The sequence below is a fragment of the Pseudomonas sp. MCal1 genome, assembly GCF_026341415.1.
Taxonomy (GTDB): Bacteria; Pseudomonadota; Gammaproteobacteria; order Pseudomonadales; family Pseudomonadaceae; genus Aquipseudomonas.
In genome coordinates, this window is sequence record NZ_JAKUMP010000009.1 from 128,861 (window position 1) to 155,403 (window position 26,543).

At 60.9% G+C, this 26,543-nt stretch carries 20 protein-coding genes; 8 read left to right on the forward strand and 12 right to left on the reverse strand.

Annotated elements, in window-relative coordinates; translation table 11 throughout:
* Positions 1-279: 279 nt before the first annotated feature.
* On the reverse strand, positions 280-1,380 hold the full coding sequence (gene gbcB / locus MKZ87_RS16420) for a glycine-betaine demethylase subunit GbcB (protein WP_085697770.1): 1,101 nt from the start codon (positions 1,378-1,380) through the stop codon (positions 280-282).
* Between the two features lie 280 nt (positions 1,381-1,660).
* Here gbcB and gbcA point away from each other — a divergent pair, with 280 nt between their 5' ends.
* A complete protein-coding gene (gene gbcA, locus MKZ87_RS16425) occupies positions 1,661-2,953 on the forward strand; it encodes a glycine-betaine demethylase subunit GbcA (protein WP_085697771.1) in 1,293 nt (430 codons plus the stop codon).
* 63 nt (positions 2,954-3,016) lie between these two features.
* On the opposite strand, the gene MKZ87_RS16430 is transcribed toward gbcA, so the two are convergent.
* From MKZ87_RS16430 to MKZ87_RS16475, 10 genes are all read right to left on the reverse strand, one after another.
* A complete protein-coding gene (locus MKZ87_RS16430; RefSeq protein WP_085702866.1) occupies positions 3,017-4,669 on the reverse strand; it encodes a hypothetical protein in 1,653 nt (550 codons plus the stop codon).
* Between the two features lie 161 nt (positions 4,670-4,830).
* Entirely contained in the window at positions 4,831-6,075 is a 1,245-nt protein-coding gene (locus MKZ87_RS16435) for a metallophosphoesterase family protein (protein ID WP_085702867.1), read from the reverse strand.
* 25 nt (positions 6,076-6,100) lie between these two features.
* On the reverse strand, positions 6,101-7,969 hold the full coding sequence (locus MKZ87_RS16440; protein WP_266201311.1) for a hypothetical protein: 1,869 nt from the start codon (positions 7,967-7,969) through the stop codon (positions 6,101-6,103).
* Positions 7,970-8,108: 139 nt separating this feature from the next.
* Complete coding sequence (locus MKZ87_RS16445; protein WP_085702868.1) at positions 8,109-11,561, reverse strand: alpha/beta fold hydrolase; 3,453 nt, start codon at positions 11,559-11,561, stop codon at positions 8,109-8,111.
* A gap of 995 nt (positions 11,562-12,556) precedes the next feature.
* Positions 12,557-13,327 carry an electron transfer flavoprotein subunit beta gene (locus MKZ87_RS16450; RefSeq protein ID WP_085697776.1) on the reverse strand — a complete coding sequence of 257 codons (771 nt, stop codon included), beginning with the start codon at positions 13,325-13,327 and terminating at the stop codon, positions 12,557-12,559.
* A 9-nt stretch (positions 13,328-13,336) separates the two neighbouring features.
* Positions 13,337-14,557, reverse strand: a complete 1,221-nt coding sequence (locus tag MKZ87_RS16455; protein WP_266201312.1) for an electron transfer flavoprotein subunit alpha/FixB family protein — start codon at positions 14,555-14,557, stop codon at positions 13,337-13,339.
* A complete protein-coding gene (dgcB, locus tag MKZ87_RS16460) occupies positions 14,557-16,506 on the reverse strand; it encodes a dimethylglycine demethylation protein DgcB (protein ID WP_085697778.1) in 1,950 nt (649 codons plus the stop codon). The genes MKZ87_RS16455 and dgcB overlap by 1 nt, the downstream gene beginning before the upstream one ends.
* Positions 16,507-16,661: 155 nt before the next feature.
* On the reverse strand, positions 16,662-18,722 hold the full coding sequence (gene dgcA / locus MKZ87_RS16465) for a dimethylglycine demethylation protein DgcA (RefSeq protein WP_085688582.1): 2,061 nt from the start codon (positions 18,720-18,722) through the stop codon (positions 16,662-16,664).
* A 15-nt stretch (positions 18,723-18,737) separates the two neighbouring features.
* Positions 18,738-19,268: a DUF5943 domain-containing protein gene (locus MKZ87_RS16470; protein ID WP_003228980.1), complete on the reverse strand. Its 531-nt coding sequence runs from the start codon at positions 19,266-19,268 to the stop codon at positions 18,738-18,740.
* 77 nt (positions 19,269-19,345) lie between these two features.
* On the reverse strand, positions 19,346-20,323 hold the full coding sequence (locus MKZ87_RS16475) for a dipeptidase (RefSeq protein ID WP_039768004.1): 978 nt from the start codon (positions 20,321-20,323) through the stop codon (positions 19,346-19,348).
* A gap of 234 nt (positions 20,324-20,557) precedes the next feature.
* Between MKZ87_RS16475 and MKZ87_RS16480 the strand changes: the two genes are divergently transcribed.
* The 4 genes from MKZ87_RS16480 (at position 20,558) to MKZ87_RS16495 (ending at position 22,182) form a co-directional block, all read left to right on the forward strand.
* Positions 20,558-20,959: a lysozyme inhibitor LprI family protein gene (locus MKZ87_RS16480; protein WP_266201320.1), complete on the forward strand. Its 402-nt coding sequence runs from the start codon at positions 20,558-20,560 to the stop codon at positions 20,957-20,959.
* 212 nt (positions 20,960-21,171) lie between these two features.
* Complete coding sequence (locus MKZ87_RS16485) at positions 21,172-21,426, forward strand: type II toxin-antitoxin system RelE family toxin (protein WP_085697779.1); 255 nt, start codon at positions 21,172-21,174, stop codon at positions 21,424-21,426.
* The gene (locus tag MKZ87_RS16490; protein WP_085697780.1) at positions 21,410-21,733 is read left to right on the forward strand and encodes a helix-turn-helix domain-containing protein; all 324 of its coding nucleotides are present in this window, start codon (positions 21,410-21,412) and stop codon (positions 21,731-21,733) included. Before MKZ87_RS16485 ends, MKZ87_RS16490 begins: the two co-directional genes overlap by 17 nt.
* 32 nt (positions 21,734-21,765) lie before the next feature.
* Positions 21,766-22,182, forward strand: a complete 417-nt coding sequence (locus tag MKZ87_RS16495; protein WP_234206072.1) for a DUF3010 family protein — start codon at positions 21,766-21,768, stop codon at positions 22,180-22,182.
* Positions 22,183-22,320: 138 nt separating this feature from the next.
* On the opposite strand, the gene MKZ87_RS16500 is transcribed toward MKZ87_RS16495, so the two are convergent.
* The gene (locus tag MKZ87_RS16500; RefSeq protein ID WP_085688589.1) at positions 22,321-23,265 is read right to left on the reverse strand and encodes a GlxA family transcriptional regulator; all 945 of its coding nucleotides are present in this window, start codon (positions 23,263-23,265) and stop codon (positions 22,321-22,323) included.
* Positions 23,266-23,457: 192 nt separating this feature from the next.
* On the opposite strand from MKZ87_RS16500, the gene choX reads away from it, so the two are divergent.
* From choX to MKZ87_RS16515, 3 genes are all read left to right on the forward strand, one after another.
* Positions 23,458-24,402, forward strand: coding sequence for a choline ABC transporter substrate-binding protein (gene choX, locus MKZ87_RS16505; RefSeq protein ID WP_085697782.1), 945 nt, complete (start codon positions 23,458-23,460; stop codon positions 24,400-24,402).
* A gap of 75 nt (positions 24,403-24,477) precedes the next feature.
* A complete protein-coding gene (locus tag MKZ87_RS16510; protein WP_085697783.1) occupies positions 24,478-25,365 on the forward strand; it encodes a 3-keto-5-aminohexanoate cleavage protein in 888 nt (295 codons plus the stop codon).
* A gap of 141 nt (positions 25,366-25,506) precedes the next feature.
* Complete coding sequence (locus MKZ87_RS16515; RefSeq protein WP_266201322.1) at positions 25,507-26,472, forward strand: L-carnitine dehydrogenase; 966 nt, start codon at positions 25,507-25,509, stop codon at positions 26,470-26,472.
* The last annotated feature ends 71 nt before the right edge of the window (positions 26,473-26,543 follow it).

The following is a 26,543-nucleotide window of genomic DNA, read 5'->3' on the forward strand; positions in this document are numbered from 1 at the left end:
TACTGACCTGAATCTGCTTTGCCGAATCCATAATCGCCACGCTTAATCAGGTCGATGTATAGCGCAAGACACCGCGGTCGGCTCCCTCTCCCTGGGGAAAGGGAGCTGATTGGGGGATGCTCAAGAAATACACTGACCTGAATCTGCTTTGCCGAATCCATAATCGCCACGCTTAATCAGGTCGATGTATAGCGCAAGACACCGCGGTCAGCTCCCTCTCCCTGGGGAGAGGGCTGGGGTGAGGGGTAGGCCTGGCGCAGGAGACCGCCCCACCGCCGATCAGTATTCGATCCGCACATCCCCCTTCGGCACACTGCAGCAAGAAAGAATGTACCCCTCCGCCTCGTCGTCCTCGGTAATCCCGCCGTTGTGATCCATCTCCACTTCGCCACCCAGCTTGAGCACCTTGCACGTCCCGCAGATCCCCATGCCGCAGGCTTTCGGGATCATCAGGCCGACCTTGGCCGCCGCCGCATGCACGGTCTCGCCGGGAGCCACGCGGATGCTCTTGTCCGATGAGGTGAATTCCACCAGGTGCAGATCCGCCGCCGGGATTTCCGGTGCTTCGGCGGCCTGCTCGGCCTGTTCCACCGCATCGGCGCGGGCTTCCGGCGGCGTGGCGCCGAAGGACTCCTCGTGATAGCGCTTCATGTCGTAGCCGGCGTTTTCCAGCAGGCGCTTGACCGCTGTCATGTACGGCGTCGGGCCGCAGCAGAAGACTTCACGCTCAAGGAAGTCCGGCACCATCAGTTCCAGCATCTTGTGGTTGAGATAGCCGCGATAGCCGGCCCAAGGCTCGCCCAGCCCGTGCTTCTCGCAGATCAGGTGCAGGCTGAAGTTGTCGATCCGCGACGCCATGTGTTCCAGCTCGCGGTGGTAAATGATGTCCTTCGGTGAGCGGGCGCTGTGGATGAACGTCATGTCGACGTTGCCGTTGGTGTCGTAGAACCAGCGCGCCATGGACATCACCGGGGTGATACCGACGCCACCGCTGAGGTACAGCACTTTCGGGCTCGGGAAGTCGATCGCGTTGAACAGCCCGACCGGTCCGTGCACCGCCAGCTCCTGACCTTCATGCAGGGTGTCGTGCAGCCAGTTGGACACCTTGCCCCCCGGCACGCGCTTGATGGTCACCGAAAAGCTGTACGGCACCGACGGCGAGCTGGAGATGGTGTACGAACGCATGATCGGCTGGCCTTCGATTTCCAGCTCCAGGGTCACGAACTGCCCGGGCTTGAAGAAGAACAGGATCGGCTGGTCGGCCATGAAACAGAAGGTGCGCACATCCCAGGTTTCCTGGATGACTTTGACGCAACGGACGATGTGTCGGCCATTGGCCCAGGTCTGGGTGGTGACCGGATTCAGGAAGCTGTTCGACATGCTGTTCTCCACGGCCGACTGTCGGCCTTCATGTGGCGATTCTGCGTATAGCGTGAACGCCCCGTTTACCTATCCGCGACATTCACATACTTATCGCGACCAGCCCCCAACCACCGGGGGTTGCGCGTCGGGAACAGATTGCACCATGTCGCCCATGGATAAGGTTCCCGCCTGCGCCGGCCCCACACTCGCCCCAACACAAACGGTTTCTTTACACCTTGCGCTGCAACCCTGATCAGCCACTTTCGCGGCCACGCAGATGGCCTTGAGGAATTCATCGATGGACACCGCAAAAATCAGCCTGGGCGACCTGCTGGAACCCGCACGCAAGGCCACCGCACAAATGCTGCAGGAGCGCGAGCGCACCTTTTCCCTGCCGCAACCGTTCTACAGTGACGAGCGCCTGTTCGATATCGACATGCAGGAGATCTTCCAGAAAGAGTGGTTGATCGCCGGCATGACCTGCGAGATCCCGGCCAAGGGCAACTACCTGACCCTGCAGATCGGCAAGAACCCGATCATCGTCATTCGCGGTGCCGAAGGCGTGGTGCATGCGTTCCACAACGTCTGCCGCCACCGTGGCTCGCGCCTGTGCACCAGCGACAAGGGCAAGGTCGCCAAACTGGTCTGCCACTACCACCAGTGGACCTACGAACTGGACGGCCGCCTGCTGTTCGCCGGTACCGAGATGGGCGCCGATTTCGACATGAATCAGTACGGCCTCAAACCGGTGAACGTGAAGACCGCCGGCGGCTATATCTTCATCAGCCTGGCGGAAAACCCGCCGGCCATCGATGACTTCCTGTCGACCCTGAACCACTACATGGAACCCTACGACATGGAGAACACCAAGGTGGCGGTGCAAACCACCTTGATGGAAAAGGCCAACTGGAAACTGGTGCTGGAAAACAACCGCGAGTGCTACCACTGCAACGGTTCGCACCCGGAGTTGCTGAAAACCCTGCTGGAGTGGGACGACGTCACCGACCCGCGCGCCGACCAGGCGTTCAAGGATCACGTCGCCGCCTCTGCCGCTGCCTGGGAAGCCGAGAAGATCCCTTACGCTCACGCCAGTTTCGGCCTGCGCAACCGCATCGTGCGCATGCCGCTGCTCAAGGGCACCGTGTCGATGACCATGGACGGCAAACAGGGCTGCGCCAAGCTGATGGGCCGGATCAAGAACCCGGACCTGGGCTCGATGCGCATCCTGCACCTGCCGCACTCGTGGAACCACTGCATGGGTGACCACATCATCGTCTTCACCGTGTGGCCGATCAGCGCCCAGGAAACCATGGTCACCACCAAATGGCTGGTGCACAAGGATGCGGTCGAAGGCGTGGATTACGACGTCGAACGCATGCGCAAAGTGTGGGACGCGACCAACGATCAGGACCGTCGTCTGGCCGAAGAGAACCAGCGCGGGATCAACTCCACCGCGTACCAGCCGGGGCCGTACTCCAAGACTTATGAGTTCGGCGTGGTCAACTTCGTGGACTGGTACAGCGAGCGGATGCTGAGCAACCTCGGCGCCGAGCCTGCACCCTACCTCAAAGGCGTCCCGGTTCAGGGTTAAACCCGCGCCGTACAACAAAACCCGCAGACGTCGTCCGACGCTGCGGGTTTGTTTTTTCGTGCCTTACTTCGCCATGATTCTCATGCTCGAAACCTTGCCATCCAGCGTGTTGCTCGGACCGCCTCGAATGACGCGGTAGGCACCCGCGTCATAACTCCTCTCGAAGCTGCCAATGATCACCGGCGTAGTAATGTCGCTTATAAAATCCACCCGTGCGTAGCCCTGGTTTTCATTCACGTTCTTATTTCCATAGACCATGAAACTGGAGCCGCCCTTGGCTTTCACAACCTTCGCGGACCGCGCTTCATCGTTATCACAGTCACCGCTGAAGTTGAATGTCCGGGTGGTCGCGAGGTTCACCGTACAAACAACATTTTCAGTGGCGGAATTGCCCTCGTAGAACACCACACTTGCGTCACGAAAGTCGCCTGGCGCCGGTGATTTTCCTATCGAAATACGCGAGATCTTTCCATCCAGACCGTTATTACGAACATGGGTTACTTTGATATCGGCGCTTTCAAAGTTGGCCTCGAAACTGCCAAGTTTTACTGATTCATTGATCCCGATATCACGTTTAACATCAACAAAGGTGTAATCGTCACTGGTATTGCCACCGGACGAGTCATAAACACTCAGACGTGTACCTTTGGCGATACCACGCAACTCAAGCGAGCGCGCTTCATCATTCTCACAACCCCGTGCAGGCAAACTGAAATCGAGATCCTGCCCCGCCGGAACGACACAGACACTGTCACCGGTCTTGTCCACATTGTTTTTCGAGTAGAAGTAGAAACCACCCTGAGTCAATGCGGCTGCGTAGGGGAAGGCATCCCCCGTCTGATTGAAATCAATCGTCAGGAAGCTGGGGGCGGTGCGCTTGCCCAGTGCGCTTGCACAATGGTTATCAACACGGCGCTCAAGCCAGGTCAGGTTGTTATCGGTACTGCCCGCATGCAGTGATGTCGCGCCCCAGCCGTGGAACTGGTTCATCACGAACAGCCTTGGCCATTGAGTGAATCCAGTGACTGACACGGTCGGATGGTAATTCGTCCAGCGCGAAGGGCAACTCCATTCATGCTTGAGCGAAGTAATGCCCAGATCCCAGTAGTTCTGGCTTTCCCATTGACTGTCCTGCAGGACATTGATGGTCTTGCCATTGACGTTGTACTCCCCGGCATTGCGGTCGGTGACAATAACCAGTCGCTTGCCGCTGCCGATCATCTGCTCAAGCGTCGGCCATGTACGGGTGTTCGGATAGGCCTTGGGATCGAATACCCAATCAGCCAGACCTGGCACCCGATTCATCGCATTGTTGAATGCGGCCCTTTCCACAAGGTTTTCCAGCAACAACGTCACGACAGCGTTGGGATTACTGCGCAGATAAGGCAGAAATACGTTGTTCAATGCATCGGCAAATTTCATGTCCGAACGTATGTCGCAAGTGCCTTTTTCTCCGGTGTGACACAGATAGGCATCGGCCCCACCCGTCAGGTTCCCGGGGTGCAAGTCCAGCATGAAACCACGAACGCCCCGGTTGAGCTGAGTGCGCATGTCATCCAGATATCCATTGTGAGCAGTGACCCACGAATATTCGTTGAACGGCTTCTTGAAGTCAGTGATACCAGGCGCTGTTTCAGCGGCGGACACTAATGACAAAGAACCAAGCTGGGCACACAAGAGCCCCAGCGAAAGTGCTGTTTTCTTGATAGTAAACATTGTTCAATCTTCCATGATAAAAGTTCCGACAATCGAATGACTGCCGGCAACTTATTTACCGAAAAATTAAACAAGTCGCATATCGAATATATAGTTCCGAATGTTTTTATAAGTTTGAAAAACAAAAATGCGCCCAACCGGGCGCACTTGAGTTAAATACACTAGATTGATCGCCAGCGAACTTCCCCATTCTCGGCGATAAACTCTTCAACGATATTTTCGCCATCCAGCCGAACTTTCGCATATCCGTTCAACACCCGCAGCGGGTAGTCCGGATCGTTCGCATCCTGCGTCTCCGAAAACAGCACCCGCGAATGTCCGTTCAGCTCGCTGGTGGTGCCGTAAGGAATCGCGCCGTGCCCGGCACAGCGCGCATGCAGCCCACCTTGTGGTGCGTAGACGATGCCGTTGTGCAGATGCCCCCAGTACCAGTAATCCGGCTCGCGCCCCAGTGCATCGCACACCGGCTGATACAGCGCGGTCTTGTTGTGCCCGGTGATGTCAAAGCCCTGATGGTGGCTGAGCACCATGAGTTTCTTGCGTTTCGGCAGGCCCTTCATCCACTCGATCTGCGGCTTGTTCAGAGTGCCGTCCATGTACAGGTTCATGACGTCCGAGGCATACGCCGTGTCCAGACCGACAATCAGCCAGTCGTCGTTGATCAGGGCAAAGTAGCTGGTGCCCTGCTGCCCCGGAAAACGCGCGGCCAGTTCCTTGAAATAGCCGTGGGCGCCGCTGTACATCTCGTGGTTCGAATTAAGGGTGAACGAGCCGCGGGTACCCATCGGCCAGCCCGCCATGTCGGTGTCTTCCTGAGAATGGGTGCCGGCGTAATAAACGTCCCCCAGGTGAATGGTGAAATCGGCATTGGCCAGTTGCATCTGGTTGGCCACCGACACCGCCGGCGCATGGCTGTTGAACGGACCAGTGCCCCAATCGCCGGCAATCGCCAGCGTTACCTGGCGATCCATTTTCACCAGTGCCGGATCGGTGCCGAAGGTCGCGTGATGGCGCAGGTTTTCAATCCACTTGAGCAGCGCCTCGCTCCACAGCAGATCCAGCAGTTCCCACTTGCGACAGCCCAGCAGCGTGCCGTCCTTGAGCACTTTGGTCTGCAGTTGATCGGGCGATTGCGGCAGCGGCGTCGCGTTGCCGATGCGCAGGATCGACAAGCCGTGGGACAGCTCCCACGGCACCGCCGGTTCGTCGTCCGGCAGCTCGCCGTGCTTGAGCACGTATTGCGCCTGATCGTGACCGCGCTGGAGCAATTTGATGATGGCTTGAAACTCCTGCGGCTCGAGTTCGCTGATGAGCTTCATCCAGGCCATTTCGATGCGCGTGAACAGGCCATGCAGGCGCACCTTGACCTTGTCGTATTCGTGTTTCAGATGACCGACCGCTGACATGACGTAATCCTCTATCCGTAAGGGTTCACAGGGTTTTCATGAATTCGATCAGCGCACGCTTGTCGTCGTCCGACAGCGTCGTGCCGTACAGGTGACCGCTGTTGTGGTTGCCTTCCAGGCGCGTGTCGTAGGTGAAGTCCGCCGAGGCCTTGGCCTGGGCGCCGCTGGTCACGAAACCGACGTTGACCGGGTCGTAGACATCGGAGCCGGTGATGAACACCTGCGGACGTTTTTCCGGCGGTTGCAGCAAGTCCCACAGGGTCGGCACCGAACCGTTGTGCAGGTACGGCGCGCGCAGCCAGATGCCGTCGGTGGGCGTGTTGCTGTAGCTCTGGGTCTTGCGGTAGGCGCCGAAATCGAACGGCGGTTTCTTGAAGGTATGGAACGCCGCCACCAGCCCGGTGGTGAACGAGTTCAGCCGGTGCGGATCGGTGCCGAGCTGGTCGATGTTGGTGGTGACCTGCCCGGTGTCGACGCGACCGAAATCGTGACAACCCGCGCAGTTGGCCTCCCACACCGGTTTGCCCTGAGCGACCCTGGCCTGATCCAGTGCCCACGGCCACGCCGGCGCCTTGTGCCCGAGCAGCCAGTTGGTCACCCGGTTGAAACTCGGCGGCAGCACCGATTCCGGCGTCGCGCCCACGGCCATCGCGGCGGCGTAGTTGCGTTCGTGGATCTTGTTGTTATTGCCGTCCCAGTGCAGGTACATCGATTCCCGGGGTTTCTGGTTCCACACTTGCGGCAGGTCGACGGTGCCGATGGTCGAGTCATCCGGGAAGCCGAACACCACCATTTTCGTCGGGTTGAAGGTGTCGGTGCGTCCCGGCCCCTGTTGCGGGCGCAGCTTCTGCCAGGCGTAGGCCTGCTTCTGTTTGAGCAGCGCGGTCTTGGCCATCGGGATGATCAGGTAACGGTTGTAGAGCTTCTCGAAAAAGCCCAGCTGGAACTTGCTGTTGATCGCCGCCATCACCGCGTCGGTGGTGAATTTCGGATCGCTGGCGCAATCGTAGGCGAACCACTGGAAGGCTTGCAGTTGCAGGGTATTGGCCGGCGCGCTCGGCACATTGACCGCGACGTCGCTGGCATTCGCCCGGTAGGAGCCGGTGTGGCACAACGCGCAGTTCGGCTCGACGGTCGGGTAGCCGATCTGCCGCTTGGCCATCCCGATCGGCAGGTCCTTGCCGTTCTCGAACAGGAAACCGAAGGCTTCCCAGCCGCCGGGTTTCGGCAGTTTTTCCGGGCACATCTGCGGCAATACCGAGAACAGGTAATAGGGAATACGCGCTTCGATGCCCAAACCAATCGCGGCGTATTTGTAGTGATCCTCGTCGGAGGCGTACTCCTGCTCCGGCACCACGCGCAGCATCTGATACCAGGTCTGGTAACCGATGAACGCCAGCAGCGCGACCACTACCAGCGTACCGACCTTGAACGCGTGGTTCTGCCAATGCCGCGCCCACGCCGCGCGCCATTCGCGCCAGCCGTCACAGAGCAGCGCCAGTGGCCGGTTTTCAGGCGTGGTGCCGAGGTAAAGCAGAATGCCGAGGATCAGGAAAAAGCTCAGGTCGCCCATCAGCATCGGCACGAACACCGAACCCTGACTGCTGGTGTTGATCAGGTAGATCCAGAACGCCACGGCGATCAGCCGCGTCAGCACGCACAGCCAGGAATGCACCACGTAGCGCGGCGCGTTGAAGCCCGAGGGCATGTAGAACACGCTGATACCCACCAGCAGCATCCCGGCGTTTTCCAGCCACGGGTCGGAGAGTTGCGGCGGCAGGCCGACCACCGATGTCAGCAACCCCGGCGCAAACAGCGCCGGGATCGCGAACACCATGTTCATCGCAATGCCTAGCCAGATGAAGCGTTGAAACCAGCGGATGTAGCTGTCCATATCAGTTCCCCAGATCCTACCCACGTCGACGCGTCGAACCGTCCGCGTGGGAATGCATCTCGTGACGCTGCGCGTCACAAAAGCGGACGCAGAGCGTCCATGGCGGCTTTCCCACGCAGAGCGTGGGAACGATCGACGGCTATCCGAGGGCGGTTTTCTCCAGGTGTTCAAGGATGATCGGATACACATCGACCACCGCGTTCTTGCCGAACATGCAATCGATGTGACCGTAACCCGGCACCACATGCCGGCTGTAGCGCTCCGGCCCGTGCTTCTCGCAAACCCGCTGAAAGGTCTTGAGCGTACTTTCCGGCAGATAACACTGGTTGTCGGCGCCGCTGATGAAGCAGATCGGCATGGTCAGCCGATCGAAGTGCGGCATGTACACATCGTGCCCTTTGAAATCCACCAGATGCCCTTTGCGCACGATCAGCGCCAGGTGTTCGAAGGTCTCGATATTGGACTCGCCGAACAGCTCGTGCAGGTTGTCGTGCAGTGTCTCGTTGAGGGTGTCGTGGCGATACAGCGAGGCGTACATGAAGGTGATGCGGTGGCACACCGGGTTGGTGCAATAGCCCTGGGCTTCGATCCGCGCGTAGCCGTTGAGCGCCTTGTCGTAGAGCCGGTTGAACCAGTTCTCCTTGCTGTCGGCGTAGGCGGTCATCGATTTGATACCGATCGCGTCGAGCATCCCCGGCAAGTGCAGACCGGCCTTGAGCCCCGTCGCCGTCGCGACCACCGTGTCGGCGGCGATCTGCGAGCAGACCACCGAACGCACGCCTTGCAGCCCGGCGAGCAGCGACATGAAGAACGTGGTCGCGCCGTAGCAATGCACCACGCATTGCACGTCCTTCGCGCCGGTCTTCTGCTGGATCTGCGCAATGGCGGCCTTGAAGTCGTACTGGGCGATCTGGTCGCCGTTCCATTCCTTCTTGCTCGCCGGCAGCAGGATGCTCACCCGGAAATCCAGCAGCCACACGTCGTAGTCGTGCTTGCAGAGAAACTCCAGCAGGTTGGTCTGGATGGTATCGGTGGAAAAAATATTCGAGCCCACGCCCAGACCATGCACCAGCATCACCGGGCCTTTGCTGCCAGCCTGATAGCGGGTCAGACGCAACTGCACGGCATCTTCGGTGGAGAAGAAATGCACGGCCGGCGTCGGCGCATCCAGCGGCCGTTTCAACCGTGGCGGCGCGTCGGGGTTGAAGTATTTGTCACCGGCGAACACCCCGCCGTAACTCTCCCAGAGAATCCCGGCAAAGAACTTGCCGAACCGCGCCAGCCCTTCGATGCGCTCGCGCTCGTTGCGCGCATTGAGGACCTTCATGGTGGTCATCTGTTTGGCGAAGTCGGTCGGCTTGATGTGCATCACGCCAGAGCCGATCACTTCGCCGGTCTTGTCCGGCCCGCGATACAGCGTGACGTAGAGGGTGCTGGTGTCGTGCCAGATATTCAGCACGCCGTTGTCTTCCGGCACGGTCTTGAAGGCGCTGAAGAAGTAGTCGTTGCCGTCCTCGGCGGTCAGTTTCATGTCGTACTTCATGTGGCGCGTGTCGACCTGCTGCTCGAACTGCTCGAACAGGTTGAACACGCCGTTGCTGGCGGTCAGCGGCTGCGGCGACAGCGCCGGGGCGATCACCGTGCCGACGATGGTCGCGGCGTGCTCCGGCTCCTTGATCATCCGGTTGAGGTCGTTGGCGGTGATGGTCAGGGTGAAGTCGATCGGCGAGTTGTCCGCCTCGCCGCGCTTGGCTGCCGCCTCATAAACCTTCAGGTCGGTGCTTTGTGCGGCGGTGAACGCGCGGGAGAAGTAGCCCTTCATGGTCTCGGTGAATTGCACACCAAGGGTCGGTGGCACCGGTTGTTTGCGCGGTGCCGAGGGCAATGTGTAATCGATCCTCCAGCCCCGGTCGGCGGCCAGCAGGCCCATGTTGCGCTCGCTCACGGCGGAGATGGTCAGCAGCGGGTTGACCGCCAGTGACGTCGGGATCACCGCGCCGTCGGTCACGTACAGATTGGCGTAGACGTCGGTGCCGGTCGCACCACTGAACACCTGGCCCTTGTGGTTGACCACGCCTTGCGCGGCGTCATCGCCCATCACGCAACCGCCCAGCGGATGCACCGAGACGATGCTGTGCTTGAGCAGCTTGGTCCAGATCGGGTTCTCGACCCAGATCCCGCCCAGGGCCTTGGTGCTCTGGTACAGGCGTTCGTTGCCGATCTTGAAGTTTTCCTGCTCGCCGACGCCCGGCCAGTCGATGCGCAGTTGATCCTTGCTGTCGAGGACCATGCGTCCCTGACCGCTGTCGTGGCTCATGATCAGGTAGGTCTGCATGTTGTGCAGCGCGCCGTGATACGGGCCGCGCAGAAAGCTTTCCGCTTCGCGCTCCTTGTACTTCACTTTGCCGCTGAAGCTGTCGTCGGTGGGTTTGCCGATCATCTCGGCGAATCCGGCCATCGCCGGCACCATCGGCCGGCCGAGCGCTCCAGGGATCGAACCTTCCTCGATGACCATGCGACTGCTGCGGTCACCCTCGGTGCGCATGTCGATGATCGAGGTGATGCACGGGCCGACCGGTTGCAGTTCCTTGGCCGAATGCGCGCCGAAACCGATGCCGTTGATGGTCTGCTCGCAGTTGTGGCCGAAGCCGAGGATGTCGCCGTTGCCGCTCATGTTCTCGCCGAGCTGGCCGGACATCACCAGGCCCTTGTCCCGCGAGCGCAGCAGAATTTCGGTGGAGCCGAGGGTGCCGGCGGACACCACCACGATGTCGGCTTTCACGAACAGCGTCGGCGCGTCGAACTTCTCGCGGCCGCTGTCGAGGTATTGGAAGTGCACGATCCAGCCGTTGCCGTCGCGCTCCAGATGCCGCACCTGGGCCTGGCAGAAAATCTCCGCGCCGTGATTGGTGGCGTCCGGCAGGTAGTTCATCAGCGTGGTGTTCTTGGCCTTGTTATTACAGCCCGAAACGCAGTCGCCGCAGTGGTTGCACGGCAGTTGCTCGACGCCGACGTGGTTGAGGTTGTTGGGCAGTTTGTCGAAGGTCACGTTGATGGGCGGCTTGTAGAAGTGCGCGCCTTGCTTGAGGAAGTCTGCGGATTTTTTGTTGGCGTCGAGTTTCGGCAGGTTTGGCGCGGTGCTCGGGTAGGGGTTGGGTTTGAGCATCTCCCGGGCCCTTTCGTAACCCGCCTTGAGCAGGCCGTCGTGGTCCTCGCGCACCGCCAACGGCCAGCGTGGATCCTTGAACACATCGGCTGTCGGTTCCAGCGAGACGTTGGCATTGATCAGCGACGTACCGCCGAGGCCGCAACCGACCACCACGTTCTGCTGCGCGTTGACGTGCAGATCGAACAACCCGGTGCGCGAGCCGATATGGCCGTCCGGATCATGTACCTGCAACTCCTCGGTCGCGGCGATCATGGTATTGGGATATTCGCCGGGCTGAATCTCCCGACCGCGTTCCAGCAGACAGACCCGTTTACCGGCCCGGGACAGGCGCGACGCGGCAATGCCGCCGCCATACCCGGAGCCGATGACGATCACGTCGTAATGTTCCTTGATTTCGCTGATGGGCGTTGCGATCCGTGTCATGAGGGGGTTCCTCTCTCAGGCAGATGGGGCAACTCTGCGGTTGCCTGCAATCAATGGGCGAACGGGCACCTGGCCTCCGGGAAATCCCGACGGCAGTACAGCGGTTTGGGCAGGAATCAGGCGCTACAGACGGGCGTGCTGATTGGCGGCACGACGCAACGTGCGCTTGCGCGGCGAAGGTGCCGGCAGCGCGCGGAGCTTGCAGGGACTGAGGGGTAAGCGGTGGGGCCGGGTATCCATCACGCGTTCTCCCTGAACCAGATGTGGATAAGTGACAGCTGTCCTTGTGCCATTGCAGTGAAGACAGGCACCGGATCGAAGTCAAGGCAGGCTCTTAGAACTGTATGAAATGTGATCAATTGCCGTTTGGACTAAGCGCGCCGGGGGCTGCAGAGTTCAGCGAACAAGTTATCCACATAGCCACCCACAGCTAATGGGGACAACTGTGGATGAGATGGAAAAATAATCGGTTTTTTGTGAAGAAATACCGTGACTTATTCAGAAACAGGGTTTCCATTTGTGATTGATTGTTTTTTGATCAAATCTCTGCACATCCCGGATTACTTGGCTTTCAAGGGATGGCAAACACCTTATCCACAGAAGCGCCAACAGAGTTCGGGGGTAACTTGGCGTGCGCTGTGGAAAAACGCTGGAGGCGTTGATAAATCGGGGTTTGCGAGGGAACTGACGGTTTGAAAGGCTGAATTGAACGTTTTTTGATCAATCCTCTGCAAGCCACGTTTTATATGCCCCCTGGCGGATAGCGAACATCTTATCCACAGAAGCGCCAACAGAGATTGGGGGCAAGTCTGCAAGTTGCCCAAGGGAAAAAGCTCGTAAAAACCGCGAGTCAGGCTGGTTGTTTTTTGATCTGATGGCTGGAGCGCTTGATTGGCGTGGGGTGCAGGGAGGGGCGAACACGTTATCCACAGATCCGCCAACAGGGATTGTGGGTAAACCGCCCTCTCCCGCGGGAGAGGGTCAGCAACGTTTGTTTAGCGGACCACACCTTCTTCGATCAGCAGCTTCAGAATGGCTTGCGCACCGGCCTGCGCGGTAACGCCTTTGAGCACCTGCCCACCACCACCGCTGGCCTTGGCCGTCGCTGCCTTCATCCGGTCCGCCCCGCTCTTGGCCTTGATCACCTTCAACCGTTTCGGCCGGGGCTTGGCCGGTTGCAGGGTCGCCACCGCAAGCAATTCGTCCTCCACCACTTCCACGTCTTGAGCCTGGAGAACACCGCGCCGCGCCGGGCCGTAAGCGCTCTGCCGAGGTTTGGGTGCGGCGTTATCCACAGTCGCCAGAAACGGCAGGCGCACCTTCAACCGGCGCCGCTGCCCACGGGGCAACGCTTGCAGCACCAGTGCCGAACCGTCGTTGATCGACTCGACCTGCGCCAACCCAACCACCAGCGGCCAGCCCAGTCCTTCGGCCAGCAGGAACGGCAGCATCCCCGAGCCTTCGCCGGTTTCTGCCTGGCTGCCAGTCAGTACAACCTGTGCACCGGCATCACGCAGATACTCGGTCAATGCCGGCAGCGCATCGGCGCCAGCCGGTTGTTCCAGCACGTGCAACTGTTCCAGTCCCATGCCCAGGTAGGCGCGCAGCGCCGGTTCCGCGATGTCGCCGGCGTGCAGCACTTGCAGATTGTCGCCCGCCAGTTGCAGGCCGAGTTCCACCGCGCGGGCGTCCTGATCGGCACGGCGCGGGCGGCCGGAGGTCGGGTGGGCGCCGATTGAAACCAGACTGATGATCTTTGTGCTCATAACCGTTCCTTAAGCCGCATCGCGCTTGGCTTCGTTGCGGTAAGCCTCTACCGCCGCGATCAAGGCCTGAAGAATTTCCGCGCTTTCGCCGATCACCGACAGGTCGGCACGCTTGATCATGTCGCAACCCGGATCGAGGTTGATCGCCACCACCTTGTCGCAGGCACCGATGCCTTGCAGGTGCTGGATCGCCCCGGAAATCCCCACGGCCACGTAAACCCGCGCGGTGACCCAGGTGCCGGACGCGCCGACCTGACGGTCGCGGGCCATGAAGCCATCGTCCACCGCCACCCGCGAAGCGCCTTCGGTGGCACCGAGGGCGGCAGCGGTCTTGTGGAAAAGCTCCCAGTCCTTGACCCCGTTGCCGCCGGAGAAGATGAACTCGGCTTCGGCCATTGGAATCGCTGCCGGGTCCACCGCCACCGCGCCCAGATCCTCGATCCGCGACAGGCTGCGCGCGACGGGTGTGGATAACTCCACCGGCAGCGCTTCGTGACGGGTTTCGCTGACCGGTTCGGCGCACTCGGCGGACGCCAGAATCAGCCGCGCGACCGGGCGGGCCAGATCCTGCAACCCGGCACCGGCGCGACCCATACACTCCTGATCCTTGACCTGCCACACCCGCGTGGCCGGGCGCTCGCCCAGCGCCGCCGCGAAGCGCCGACCCAATTCGCCACCACCGCTGCGGCTGTCCGGCAGCAACCAGTGACGCGGGTTGAACTGGTTATCCACAGCCCGCAGACCCTGGATCCGTTGTTCCGGTGCATAACCGCTGAATTCTTCGCCTTCCAGCACCAGCAAGCGGTCAACGCCTGCCGTGGCGAAAGCGTTTTCCTTGTGCTCGCCGAACACCACGGCCAGTACCGCGCCGTCGCTGCCGGCCAGTTGATGAGCCAGGCCGAGCAAATCACGGTCGTGGCTGCTCAAACGGCCACCGACCATGTCCGGCACCACGCTGATATAGAACGCCGGAGCCGGCACCTGATGCAGCGGCAATTGCACTTCGACCGCTGCCGAGCGTTTGACCGCCCCGCCCTGCTGGGCGCCGCTGCGGTCGATGCGCTTGATGCCGTTCGGCCCGATAAAGCCGATGCCGTGCAGGTTCTTGCGGATGATCCCGTTCGGGCCCATCCAGCTGTGTTGCGCCGGTTGCATGGCCGCGTGCAGCGGGTGCAGGCGGTTGCGTGCGATCCACTCGGCGCGGGGGTCGCGGCGGATAATGTCGCTCATCAGTGGGCCTCCGCAGGTTCACGTTTGGCCGGGGTGGCAGGCTTGTTCGGCGCGGCGTCTTCGAGCAGCGCGTCGGCCACCAGTTCGGCGATGTCCTTGATCAGCGGACGCGGTTCGACCACGCCTTCGAGCATCGCCGTGCACTGTGGACAACCCACGGCCACCAGCTCGGCGCCGGTCTCGCGGATGTCTTCCATGCGCATGTCGGGGATCCGCTGCTTGCCCGGAATGTCGGTGATCGGCGCCCCGCCACCGCCGCCGCAGCAGCGCGAACGGAAGCCGGAACGTTGCATTTCCTTGATCTCGATGCCGAGGGCGCGCAGCACTTCGCGCGGCGCCTCGTACTCGCCGTTGTAACGGCCGAGGTAGCACGGGTCGTGATAGGTCACGCTGTTGCCTTTGTGCTGACCGAGGTTCAGCGCGCCGGCCTGGATGATTTCCGCCAGGTAAGTGCTGTGGTGCTGCACGAGATAATTGCCGTCGAACGCGCCGTACTCGTTTTTCAGCACATGGAAGCTGTGCGGATCGCAGGTGACGATGCGGTTGAAGCTGTATTTGGCCAGGGTCTGGATATTGCGTTTGGCGAGCAGCTGGAAGGTGGCTTCATCGCCAAGACGCCGGGCCACATCGCCGCTGTCGCGCTCTTCGAGCCCCAGCACCGCGAAGTCGACCTTGGCCGCTTTCAGCACTTTGACGAAGGCGCGCAGGGTGCGCTGGTTGCGCATGTCGAAGGCACCGTCGCCCACCCAGAACAGCACGTCGGTGGACTTCTTCTCGCTGAGCAGGTTGAGGTTCAGGTCCGCCGCCCAGTTCATCCGCCCGCCCGGGGCGAAACCGCCAGGGTTGTCGGTGGCAATCAGGTTTTCCAGAACTTCGGCACCCTTGTTCGGGGTCGCGCCTTTTTCCAGGGTCAGGTGACGGCGCATGTCGACGATGGCATCGACGTGCTCGATCATCATCGGGCATTCCTCGACGCAGGCGCGGCAGGTAGTGCACGACCACAGGGTTTCGGCATCGACCAGACCGTTGACGATCGGTTGATGCGGATTGCCGCTGTGTTCGCCCACCGGTTTGCCCGGATACGGGCTGCCGGCGAACTGGGCATCGGTGCCGCCGGCGAGGCCGACGACCATGTCCTGAATCAGTTTTTTCGGGTTCAGCGGCTGGCCGGCGGCGAATGCCGGGCACGCGGCTTCGCACTTGCCGCACTGCACGCAGGCGTCGAAACCGAGCAGTTGGTTCCAGGTGAAATCCTTGGGCTTTTCCACACCCAGCGGCGCGGTCGGATCATTCAGATCCAGCGGTTTCAAACCGGTGGAACGGCCGCCGCCGAAGCGTTCGGCGCGGCGGTGCCAGGCCAGGTGCAACGCACCCGCGAAGGCGTGTTTCATCGGGCCGCCCCAGGTCATGCCGAAGAACAGTTCCGACACGCCCCACAGCACACCGACCCCGAGAATCGCCGCCAGCACCCAGCCACCGAAGTTCTCCGGCAGGATCCCGGCCACCGGCAAGGTCACCAGGAAGAACGAGGCCGAGAACGCCAGCAGGCTTTTCGGCAAGCGCATCCACGGGCCTTTCGACAGCCGCGACGGCGGGTTGAGCCGACGCCGATAGACGAAGATCGCGCCGACGAACATCACCGCCGTCATCAGCAGCAACGCGTAGCCAAGAATGCGGTTATGCAGGCCGAAACCGTGCACCAGAATCGCCAGCACGATCGACGCCACCGCACCGCCCGCCGTGGCGACGTGGGTGTTGGCAATGTATTTGTCCCGCGCCACCACGTGGTGCAGATCGACCATGTAACGCTTGGGCATGGCGAACAGGCCGCCGATCAGATCGACCTTCGAGGCCCGGCCCCGGCGCCACATGGCCACCCGCCGCAACGCACCCAGCACCGCAAGGGCCAGGGCTGCGAACAACAGGATTGGAAGAAGGGTGTTCAACATGGTGAAGCTCCCACCAGTACAGCCTGGAGAAACACGTTCGGCGTGTTCCTGTGGGAGCGAGCTTGCTCGCGAAAGCGCCGGGTCAGTCGATGCAGCGGTGACTGACAGAATGCATTCGCGGGCAAGCCCGCTCCCACAGGGTCATGTGCAAGCTTTTAGAAATCCTTGCAGAGGCGCAGGGCGTCATAGATCGCAGCGTGGGTATTACGCTGCGCCACGCAGTCACCGATGCGGAACAGCAGGTAACCGTCGCCATTGCTGCTCAACGAAGGTTGCGGCTGGATCGCGAACAGCGCCTCGACATCGATCTGGCCCTTGTTGCGCGAGCCGTCCTTCAGCGCGTAGTAGATTTCTTCGTCCGGACGCACGCCGTTCTCGACGACCACCTGATCCACCACCCGCTCCTCTTTGGCGCCGGTGTATTCGTTCTCCAGCACCGCGACGAGTTTGTCGCCTTCGCGGTAGACCTTCTCCAGCATCATGTCGCCGGTCATGATCACTTCTTTCGGGTACATGCTGCGGTAGTAGGTCGGGAACGACGTACCGCCGATGGCCACGCCCGGCTTGATGTCGTCGGTGACAATCTCGACCTGGCTGCCCTTGTCCGCGAGGAAGTCGGCCACCGACATCCCGGTGAACTCGCAGATGGTGTCGTAGACCAGCACGTTCTTGCCCGGCGCAACCTTGCCGTCAAGCACGTCCCAACTGCTGACCACCAGCCCTTCGGCAGCGCCCCAGTGTTCGTTCTGCTCCAGGTAAGGGTGACCGCCAACAGCCAGCACGACGATGTCCGGACGCAGGTCCATGATGGTGTCGGCATCGGCGGCAGTGCCCAGACGCAGGTCGACTTTCAGCCGCGCCAGCTCCAGCTGGAACCAGCGGGTGATGCCGGCGATCTGGTCACGCTGCGGCGCTTTCGAAGCCGTGGTGATCTGCCCGCCGATGAATTCCTTCTTCTCGAACAGGGTCACGTCGTGGCCACGTTCGGCCGCCACGCGGGCAGCTTCCATCCCCGCCGGGCCGGCACCGACGATCACCACCTTGCGTTTCGGTCCGGTGGATTTCTCGATGATGTGCGGCACGCCCATGTATTCACGGGAGGTCGCGGCGTTCTGGATGCACAGCACGTCCAGGCCCTGGTACTGACGGTCGATGCAATAGTTGGCGCCGACGCACTGCTTGATCTGGTCGACCTGGCCCATCTTTATCTTGGCGATCAGGTGCGGGTCGGCGATGTGGGCGCGGGTCATGCCGACCATGTCGACGTAACCGCCCTCCAGAATGCGCGTGGCCTGGTTCGGGTCCTTGATGTTCTGCGCGTGCAGCACCGGAACCTTGACCACTTCCTTGATCCCGGCCGCCAGGTGCAGGAACGGCTCCGGCGGGTAACTCATGTTCGGAATCACGTTGGCCAGGGTGTTGTGGGTGTCGCAACCCGAGCCGACGACACCGATGAAATCGAGCATGCCGGTGTCGTCGTAATACTTGGCGATCTGTTTCATGTCTTCGTGGGACAGACCGTCCGGGTGGAACTCGTCACCGCAGATACGCATGCCGACGCAGAAGTCGTCACCGACCTCGGCACGCACGGCCTTCAGAACCTCCAGACCGAACTTCATCCGGCCTTCAAAGGTGCCGCCCCATTCGTCGGTCCGCTTGTTGACGCGCGGGCTCCAGAACTGGTCGATCATGTGCTGGTGCACGGCCGACAGTTCGACGCCGTCCAGGCCGCCGGCCTTGGCGCGACGCGCGGCTTGCGCGTAGTTGCCGATCACCCGCCAGATTTCTTCCGGCTCGATGGTCTTGCAGGTGGCGCGGTGCACCGGTTCGCGGATGCCCGACGGCGACATCAGGGTCGGCCAGTGAAAACCGTCCCAACGCGAGCGACGGCCCATGTGGGTAATCTGGATCATGATCTTGGCGCCATGCTTGTGCATGGCGTCGGCGAGATTCTGGAAGTGCGGGATGATCCGGTCGGTGGACAGGTTCACCGAACTCCACCATTGCTGCGGGCTGTCGATCGCCACCACGGACGAACCGCCACAGATCGCCAGGCCGATGCCGCCCTTGGCTTTCTCTTCGTAATACTTGACGTACCGTTCGGTGGTCATGCCGCCGTCGGTCGCGTAGACCTCGGCGTGCGCGGTGCTGAGCACGCGGTTGCGGATGGTCAGTTTGCCAATTTGAATTGGCTGAAACATTGCTTCGAAAGCCATGGCGGGTTCCTCGACTTACAACGGCTTGACGGTGAACAGGCCGTCGTCGTGGCCTTCTTCGGAGCCACCGTAGACCTGCTCGGCCACGGTGCGGATCTTGCTGCCGCGAGCGGCGAGGATCTGATCCATCGCTCCGGCAAACCAGCCGGTGAACATGTAGTCGACCTTGCGCCCGACCTTGCCGTAGACGTAGACGAACGCCGAGTGTTCGAGCTTGACGCTGGCGGTGCCTTTGTCGAGGTCGATGTCCTGGATCTTGAACAGGCCCCAGCCGCGCTGCGACAGGCGCTTCATGTAGTGCTCGAACACCGCGACGCCTTCCAGACCGTGGCACTCGGCTTCTTTTTCACACCAGTGCCAGGCGGATTTGTAGCCGGCCTTGTAGAGGATTTCGGCATAGGCCTCGGCGCCCAGCACTTCCTCGATGCCCATGTGGTTGTTGACGAAGAAATGCCGTGGCACGTACAGCATCGGCAGGGCGTCGGAGGTCCAGACACCGGTCTCGCTGTCGACTTCGATTGGCAATTGCGGGGCGATCTTGGCCATGGAAACTTAACTCCAGAAAAATTTTGGTGTTGCCCCCGGCGCGGACGGCCGGGGGAAAGTATTCGGGAAGCGGCGGCTTATTCGCCCCAGACGTCTTTCAGGACGTTCACCCAGTTTTCACCCATGATCTTGCGTACCACGCGCTCGGAGTGGCCGCGCTTGAGCAGGGTTTCGGTCAGGTTCGGGAACTCGCCGACGGTGCGGATGCCCAGCGGGTTGATGATCTTGCCGAAGTTGGTCAGACGGCGGGCGTAGCCCTTGTCGTGGGTCAGATATTCGAAGAAGTCCTGACCGTGACCCTGGGTAAAGTCGGTGCCGATGCCGATGGCGTCTTCGCCGACCAGGTTCATGGTGTATTCGATGGCTTCGGCGTAGTCGTCGATGGTCGAATCGATGCCCTTGGCCAGGAACGGCGCGAACATGGTCACGCCGACGAAACCGCCGTGGTCGGCGATGAATTTCAGCTCTTCGTCGGACTTGTTGCGCGGGTGCTCTTTCAGCCCCGACGGCAGGCAGTGGGAATAGCAAACCGGTTTTTTCGATTCGAGGATGACTTCCTCGGAGGTCTTGGAGCCGACGTGGGACAGGTCGCACATGACGCCGACACGGTTCATTTCGGCGACGATTTCGCGACCGAAGCCCGACAGGCCGCCGTCACGTTCGTAGCAACCGGTACCCACCAGGTTCTGGGTGTTGTAACACATCTGCACGATGCCGACGCCGAGCTGCTTGAACACCTCGACATAGCCAATCTGGTCTTCGAACGCGTGGGCGTTCTGGAAGCCGAACAGGATGCCGGTCTTGCCCTGCTCCTTGGCCTTGCGGATATCGGCGGTGGTGCGGACGGGGATCACCAGGTCGCTGTTTTCACGAATCAGTTTCTGGCTGGCGGCGATGTTGTTGACCGTGGCCTGAAAACCCTCCCACACCGACACGGTGCAGTTGGCCGCCGTCAGACCGCCCTTGCGCATGTCTTCGAACAGCTCGCGGTTCCATTTGGCAATGATCAGACCGTCGATAACGATGCTGTCGGCGTGTAATTCGGCTGGGCTCATCAGGCGTCCCCTTATTGGTGATTCATGCGCCGAATCGTCTGCCGGCGCTTTGGGGCCAGCATATGCCTCGGTGCGCGACCAGCCGGGTGCAAAAACGACAGGGGAATTGCCGAAAGCGTCAATCCGCGACAAAGGGTCGCCAACCGGTCCGACCGGCCACCTGTTCAAGCCCGCGAGCTTGAGCCAGAATCTGCCGCATCCCGGAAACACCACTGGATTAGAGCGGCGACATCAATGAAATCGATCTTCCTGGCCCTGGCCCTGATTGCGACCGGCGTACACGCCGCCGAAGAGTCCGACAACAACCCGTGCGATGCGGTGGAAAACGACGTTCAGACCCTGGAATGCTCGACCTACAGCCGCACCACCGCCGAAGACCTGCTCAAGGACAACTACGCCAGCCTGAACGAGCGTATGCAGGCCACCTACGGCAAGAACCCGGCGCAACTGGCCGACATCACCGCCAAACTCAAGGCCGCCCAGCAACAATGGCTGAAAACCCGCGACGCCGACTGCGCCGTCGAAGCCTTCCCGGCGGCGGACGGCAGCAAGGCGTTCAAGATTGCGCAGAATGACTGCGTGGCGCGGATGAGTGACGAGCGGTCGGAGTTTTTGGAGTCGATTGGGCAGGAGTAATCGCTTATTCACCGGAGAAAGCTGGAAGTATTTTCAGCTTTCTGATGCAAAAGAATCTTTTCCCACAAAGCGTTCAGATCTGCCCCACAGATTCTGTCTGAAGCCTCTGTTCTCGGGGCTTTCCATGAAACATAGCGTCAAGTTTTGTTTATTGGCCACCTGAAAAATATAAGCAAAGATTCGCAAATCTTATAAAAGACTTATATTCTGCCATGAACAGCATCCACTGGAACCGAAAGGCCGTTAAGCAACTCCTGAAATTGCACTCCGCTCATCAGTGTCAGGTCAGAGATGCCATCACGGTGCTTGCTGACATGCCTGATGTGGGTAATGTGAAAGCACTGGTTGGTCATGACTACGCCTATCGGCTGCGCGTCGGTAATTACCGAGTCATGTTCGACTGGGATGGCGCGATCAAAGTGGTCAGTATTCAAGAGGTAAAAAAACGCGATGAACGCACTTACTGACATCCAAATCATCAATGATTCCGAGGGCAAACCCGCTTTCGTAGTCATTCCTTACGCGCAATATGTGGCGCAGAAAATGGAGCCTGACCTGATTCCCCATGAGGTGGTCAGTCGTATTGTCGACGGGGCAACTCCGATCAGGGCCTGGCGCGAACATCTCAACCTGACCCAGGAAGAAGTAGCTCGGCGCATGGGCATTTCACAGCCTGCCTTTGCCCAGCAGGAAACCGTTGCAAAGCCGCGCAAGGTCACTCGCGAAAAGATTGCAGCGGCGTTTGGTATCACCGCCAACCAGCTTGAGCTGTAAGCTGCACCTCTTCCGCCAATCAAGGGATTCACATGAACATCTGCGGTATCGAAATCAAAGGCAGTGAAGCGATCATCGCCGTGGCGTCCCTCGACGGTTCGGTGCTGAGCCATGTCGCGCTGAACACCAAGAAAATCGCTCTGGACGATGACGACGAGGCGGCCAACGTCAAACTGTTCGCCGCGCAGGTCGCATCGTTTGTGCGCGAGAACTCCATCGATCGCATCGCGATCAAGAAGCGCAGCAAAAAAGGCGAGTTTGCCGGTGGTCCGACCACGTTCAAGATCGAGGGTGTGTTTCAGTTGCTGGACGGTTGCGAAGTGATGTTGCTGTCGCCGCAGACGATCAATGCCCAGGCCAAGAAGCACCATTTCGAACTGCCGGGGACGCTGAACAAGTATCAGCATGAAGCCTACAAGGCAGCGTGCTCGGCGCTATTGAAGAAGTAGGAATTTATCCAGCCAACACAAACCACTGTGGGAGCGAGCTTGCTCGCGAAGAGGGAGTATCAGTCGACATATTTGTTGTATGACCCGCCGCATTCGCGAGCAAGCTCGCTCCCACAGGTTCTTTTTCTGACCTCAAAATCAAGCCTGAGCGGTACGCCGATCCTCTCTCGGACACCGGGCAAACTTCGCCCGGTAGCTGCGGGTGAAGTACGACGGGGATTCGAACCCGCAGGCGATGCTGACTTCCAGCACGCTCATGTCGGTCTGGCGCAACAGCTGCCGGGCCTTTTCCAGCCGCAAGCGCAGATAGAAATTGCTCGGTGTGTCGTTCAGGTGCAGGCGGAACAACCGCTCCAGTTGCCGCCGCGTCACCTTGATCGATTCCGCCAGTTCGAGGGTGGTCAGCGGCGGTTCGCTGTGCTGCTCCATCTCGCCAATCACATGCACCAGCTTCTTGTTGCTGATGCCGTAGCGCGTGGCGACTTCCATGCGCTGGTGGTCCTTGCGCGGACGAATCCTTCCCAATACAAACTGCTCGCTGACCTGGATCGCCAGTTGCGGGCCGTGGGCCTGGGCGATCAGATCGAGCATCAGGTCGATGGACGCGGTGCCGCCGGCCGACGTGATGCGCCGACGGTCGATCTCGAACAGCTCCTGGGTGACGCTGAGCTGTGGATAAGATTCCTTGAAGGCGTCGATGGCTTCCCAGTGCAGGGTCAGGCGATGACCATCGAGCAGGCCTGCTTCGGCGAGGACGAAGCTGCCGGTGTCGATCGCGCCGAGGGTTACGCCTTCGTTGTCCAGCCGTCGCAGCCAGTGTTCCAGCGCCGGAGTGGCAAATTTCAACGGCTCGAACCCGGCGACCACCAGCAGCGTCGCCCCTTTCTTCAGGGGCTCCAGCGCCGCATCGGCGTTGACCGACATCCCGTTGCTCGCCAGCACCGCTCCGCCATCGGCGCTCAAGACGTGCCAGCGGTACAGCTCACCGCGAAAGCGGTTGGCCACCCGCAGCGGTTCGATCGCAGAGATGAAACCGATGGCCGAAAAACCCGGCATCAACAAAAAGTAGAAATCCTGGGACATGGTGCGCACTCGGTCAGCGGGTAGCGTGCAACGTTGATACGCCAGTTGTCGGCGGCATTCAAGAGCACAGGTCGCTACAGTGCAAGAGCCAGTCGCCGCAGTGCGTTTTCACAGGGGCATTGCTGCGTAACTTGGCATCACCGGCGCGACAGACGCCGGGACCCACAATAACGACCTGCCGAGGAACCCGACATGAAACGACTGATCAGCAGCTGTGTTCTCGCACTCAGCGGTACCGCGTTATTAAGCGCCAGTGTCATGGCGGCCGATTCCGCATCGTGTCAGAACGTGCGCATGGGCGTGGTGAACTGGACCGACGTGATCGCTACCAGCGCCATGGCCCAGGTTCTGCTCGACGGACTCGGCTACAGCACCAAACAGACCAGCGCCTCTCAGCAAATCGTTTTCGCCGGCATCCGCGACCAGCGTCTGGATCTGTTCCTCGGCTACTGGAACCCGCTGATGACCCAGACCATCACCCCGTTCGTCGACGCCAACCAGGTCAAGGTGCTTGAAGCACCGAGCCTCAAGGACGCCCGCGCCACCCTCGCCGTGCCGACTTATCTGGCGGACAAGGGCCTGAAAACCTTCGCCGACATCGCCAGATTTGAAAAGGAACTGGGCGGCAAGATCTACGGCATCGAGCCAGGCTCGGGTGCCAACACCCAGATCAAGGCAATGATTGCGAAGAACCAGTTCGGCCTCGGCAAGTTCCAGCTCGTGGAGTCCAGCGAGGCCGGCATGCTCGCCGCCGTCGATCGCGCGGTGCGCCGCAAGGAAGCCGTGGTGTTCTTCGGCTGGGCGCCGCACCCGATGAACGTCAACGTGCAGATGACTTATCTGACCGGCAGCGAAGACGCCCTCGGCCCGAACGAAGGCATGGCCACCGTGTGGACCGTCACCGCGCCGAAATACGCCGAACAATGCCCGAACGTCAGTCGCCTGCTGAGCAACCTGACGTTCACCGCCGAAGACGAGAGCCGGATGATGCAGCCGCTGCTCGATCACAAGGACGCTTTCGAATCGGCCAGGCAATGGCTCAAGGATCACCCGCAGGACAAACAGCGCTGGCTCGAAGGCGTCACCACTTTCGATGGCAAACCGGCGGCTGAAAACCTCCAGCTCACCAGCAAATAAACCGCAACGAAAGAACCACTTCGCAGCCCGCCACGGGCTGCGAACAGACCCATCACGCCTGAAGGAAAACGCACCATGAACCACGACGTCATCATCACCTGCGCACTCACCGGTGCTGGCGACACGACCGCCAAAAGCCCTCACGTGCCGGTCACTCCAAAGCAAATCGCCGCCGCCGCAGTAGAAGCGGCCAAGGCCGGCGCCACCGTCGTGCACTGCCACGTCCGCGACCCGCAGACCGGCAAGTTCAGCCGTGACGTGGCGCTGTACCGCGAAGTCATGGAGCGCATCCGCGAAGCCGACGTCGACATCATCGTCAACCTCACCGCCGGCATGGGTGGCGACCTGGAAATCGGCCCGGGCGAGCGCCCGATGGAGTTCGGTCCGAACACCGATCTGGTCGGCCCGCTGACCCGCCTGGCCCACGTCGAAGAACTGCTGCCGGAAATCTGCACCCTGGATTGCGGCACCCTGAACTTTGGCGACGGCGACACCATTTACGTCTCCACCCCGGCCCAACTGCGCGCCGGTGCCAAACGCATCACCGAGCTGGGCGTGAAGGCCGAGCTTGAGATTTTCGACACCGGTCACCTGTGGTTCGCCAAACAGATGATCAAGGAAGGCCTGCTCGACAACCCGTTGTTCCAGCTGTGCCTGGGCATCCCGTGGGGCGCGCCGGCCGACACCACCACCATGAAAGCCATGGTCGACAACCTGCCCGCCGACGCTGTGTGGGCCGGGTTCGGCATCGGTCGGATGCAGATGCCGATGGCCGCGCAAGCGGTGCTGCTCGGCGGCAACGTGCGGGTCGGTCTGGAAGACAACCTGTGGCTGGACAAGGGCGTGCTGGCGACCAACGGCCAACTGGTCGAACGCGCCACCGAGATCCTCAGCCGTCTCGGCGCCCGTGTGCTGACCCCGGCAGAAGGTCGCAAGAAAATGGGCCTGACCCAGCGCGGCTGACGGCCACACATCAAACCCTGTGGGAGCGAGCCTGCTCGCGAAGAGGCCGGTACATCCGAAGCATCTTCATCAGCAGTGCCGCCGCATTCGGGAGCAAGCTCGCTCCCACAGGGAATCACCGAATTTTCCTAGGAAATCACCATGAGCTTTATCACCGAAATCAAAACCTTCGCAGCACTGGGCAGCGGCGTCATCGGCAGCGGCTGGGTCGCCCGCGCCCTCGCCCACGGCCTCGACGTGGTGGCCTGGGACCCGGCGCCGGGTGCCGAAGCGGCGCTGCGCAAACGCGTAGCCAACGCCTGGGGCGCGCTGGAGAAAAACGGCTTGGCGCCGGGCGCTTCGCAGGATCGCCTGCGCTTTGTGGCAACCATCGAAGAGTGCGTGCGCGATGCGGACTTCATCCAGGAAAGCGCCCCGGAACGCCTCGAACTGAAACTGGATTTGCACAGCAAAATCAGTGCGGCGGCCAAGCCGGACGCTCTGATCGGTTCCAGCACTTCGGGCCTGTTGCCGAGCGAGTTCTACGAGAGCTCGACCCACCCGGAACGCTGCGTGGTCGGTCACCCGTTCAACCCGGTTTACCTGCTGCCACTGGTGGAAGTGGTCGGCGGCAAGAACACTGCGCCGCAAGCCGTTCAAGCGGCGATGAAAGTCTACGAATCCCTCGGCATGCGCCCATTGCATGTGCGCAAGGAAGTGCCGGGCTTCATCGCCGACCGTCTGCTCGAAGCGCTGTGGCGCGAAGCACTGCATCTGGTCAACGACGGTGTGGCGACCACCGGTGAAATCGACGACGCGATCCGCTTTGGCGCCGGTCTGCGCTGGTCGTTCATGGGCACGTTCCTGACTTACACCCTGGCCGGTGGCGATGCCGGCATGCGCCATTTCATGTCGCAGTTCGGCCCGGCGTTGCAGCTGCCGTGGACGTACCTGCCGGCACCGGAATTGACCGACAAGTTGATCGACGATGTGGTGGATGGCACCAGCGATCAGCTGGGCCGGCACAGTATTTCGGCGCTGGAGCGCTATCGTGATGATTGCTTGCTGGCGGTGCTTGAGGCGGTGAAGACCACCAAAGAAAAGCACGGGATGAGTTTCAGCGAGTAATCCTTGCGCCAGCAATTCTGGCCTCTTCGCGAGCAAGCTCGCTCCCACAGGGGACTGCATTCAACTGTGGG

Excerpts from the sequence above, each read along its gene's own strand:
- MKZ87_RS16490 (WP_085697780.1), top strand. The coding sequence starts at position 21,410 with ATGAACGCACTTACTGACATCCAAATCATCAATGATTCCGAGGGCAAA.
- MKZ87_RS16475 (WP_039768004.1), bottom strand. The coding sequence starts at position 20,323 with ATGAGCCCAGCCGAATTACACGCCGACAGCATCGTTATCGACGGTCTG.
- MKZ87_RS16480 (WP_266201320.1), top strand. The coding sequence starts at position 20,558 with ATGAAATCGATCTTCCTGGCCCTGGCCCTGATTGCGACCGGCGTACAC.
- MKZ87_RS16485 (WP_085697779.1), top strand. The coding sequence starts at position 21,172 with ATGAACAGCATCCACTGGAACCGAAAGGCCGTTAAGCAACTCCTGAAA.
- gbcB (WP_085697770.1), bottom strand. The coding sequence starts at position 1,380 with ATGTCGAACAGCTTCCTGAATCCGGTCACCACCCAGACCTGGGCCAAT.
- MKZ87_RS16495 (WP_234206072.1), top strand. The coding sequence starts at position 21,766 with ATGAACATCTGCGGTATCGAAATCAAAGGCAGTGAAGCGATCATCGCC.
- MKZ87_RS16470 (WP_003228980.1), bottom strand. The coding sequence starts at position 19,268 with ATGGCCAAGATCGCCCCGCAATTGCCAATCGAAGTCGACAGCGAGACC.
- MKZ87_RS16435 (WP_085702867.1), bottom strand. The coding sequence starts at position 6,075 with ATGTCAGCGGTCGGTCATCTGAAACACGAATACGACAAGGTCAAGGTG.
- MKZ87_RS16500 (WP_085688589.1), bottom strand. The coding sequence starts at position 23,265 with ATGTCCCAGGATTTCTACTTTTTGTTGATGCCGGGTTTTTCGGCCATC.
- MKZ87_RS16445 (WP_085702868.1), bottom strand. The coding sequence starts at position 11,561 with ATGACACGGATCGCAACGCCCATCAGCGAAATCAAGGAACATTACGAC.
- gbcA (WP_085697771.1), top strand. The coding sequence starts at position 1,661 with ATGGACACCGCAAAAATCAGCCTGGGCGACCTGCTGGAACCCGCACGC.
- MKZ87_RS16450 (WP_085697776.1), bottom strand. The coding sequence starts at position 13,327 with ATGAGCACAAAGATCATCAGTCTGGTTTCAATCGGCGCCCACCCGACC.
- choX (WP_085697782.1), top strand. The coding sequence starts at position 23,458 with ATGAAACGACTGATCAGCAGCTGTGTTCTCGCACTCAGCGGTACCGCG.
- MKZ87_RS16515 (WP_266201322.1), top strand. The coding sequence starts at position 25,507 with ATGAGCTTTATCACCGAAATCAAAACCTTCGCAGCACTGGGCAGCGGC.
- MKZ87_RS16440 (WP_266201311.1), bottom strand. The coding sequence starts at position 7,969 with ATGGACAGCTACATCCGCTGGTTTCAACGCTTCATCTGGCTAGGCATT.
- MKZ87_RS16455 (WP_266201312.1), bottom strand. The coding sequence starts at position 14,557 with ATGAGCGACATTATCCGCCGCGACCCCCGCGCCGAGTGGATCGCACGC.
- dgcA (WP_085688582.1), bottom strand. The coding sequence starts at position 18,722 with ATGGCTTTCGAAGCAATGTTTCAGCCAATTCAAATTGGCAAACTGACC.
- dgcB (WP_085697778.1), bottom strand. The coding sequence starts at position 16,506 with ATGTTGAACACCCTTCTTCCAATCCTGTTGTTCGCAGCCCTGGCCCTT.
- MKZ87_RS16430 (WP_085702866.1), bottom strand. The coding sequence starts at position 4,669 with ATGTTTACTATCAAGAAAACAGCACTTTCGCTGGGGCTCTTGTGTGCC.
- MKZ87_RS16510 (WP_085697783.1), top strand. The coding sequence starts at position 24,478 with ATGAACCACGACGTCATCATCACCTGCGCACTCACCGGTGCTGGCGAC.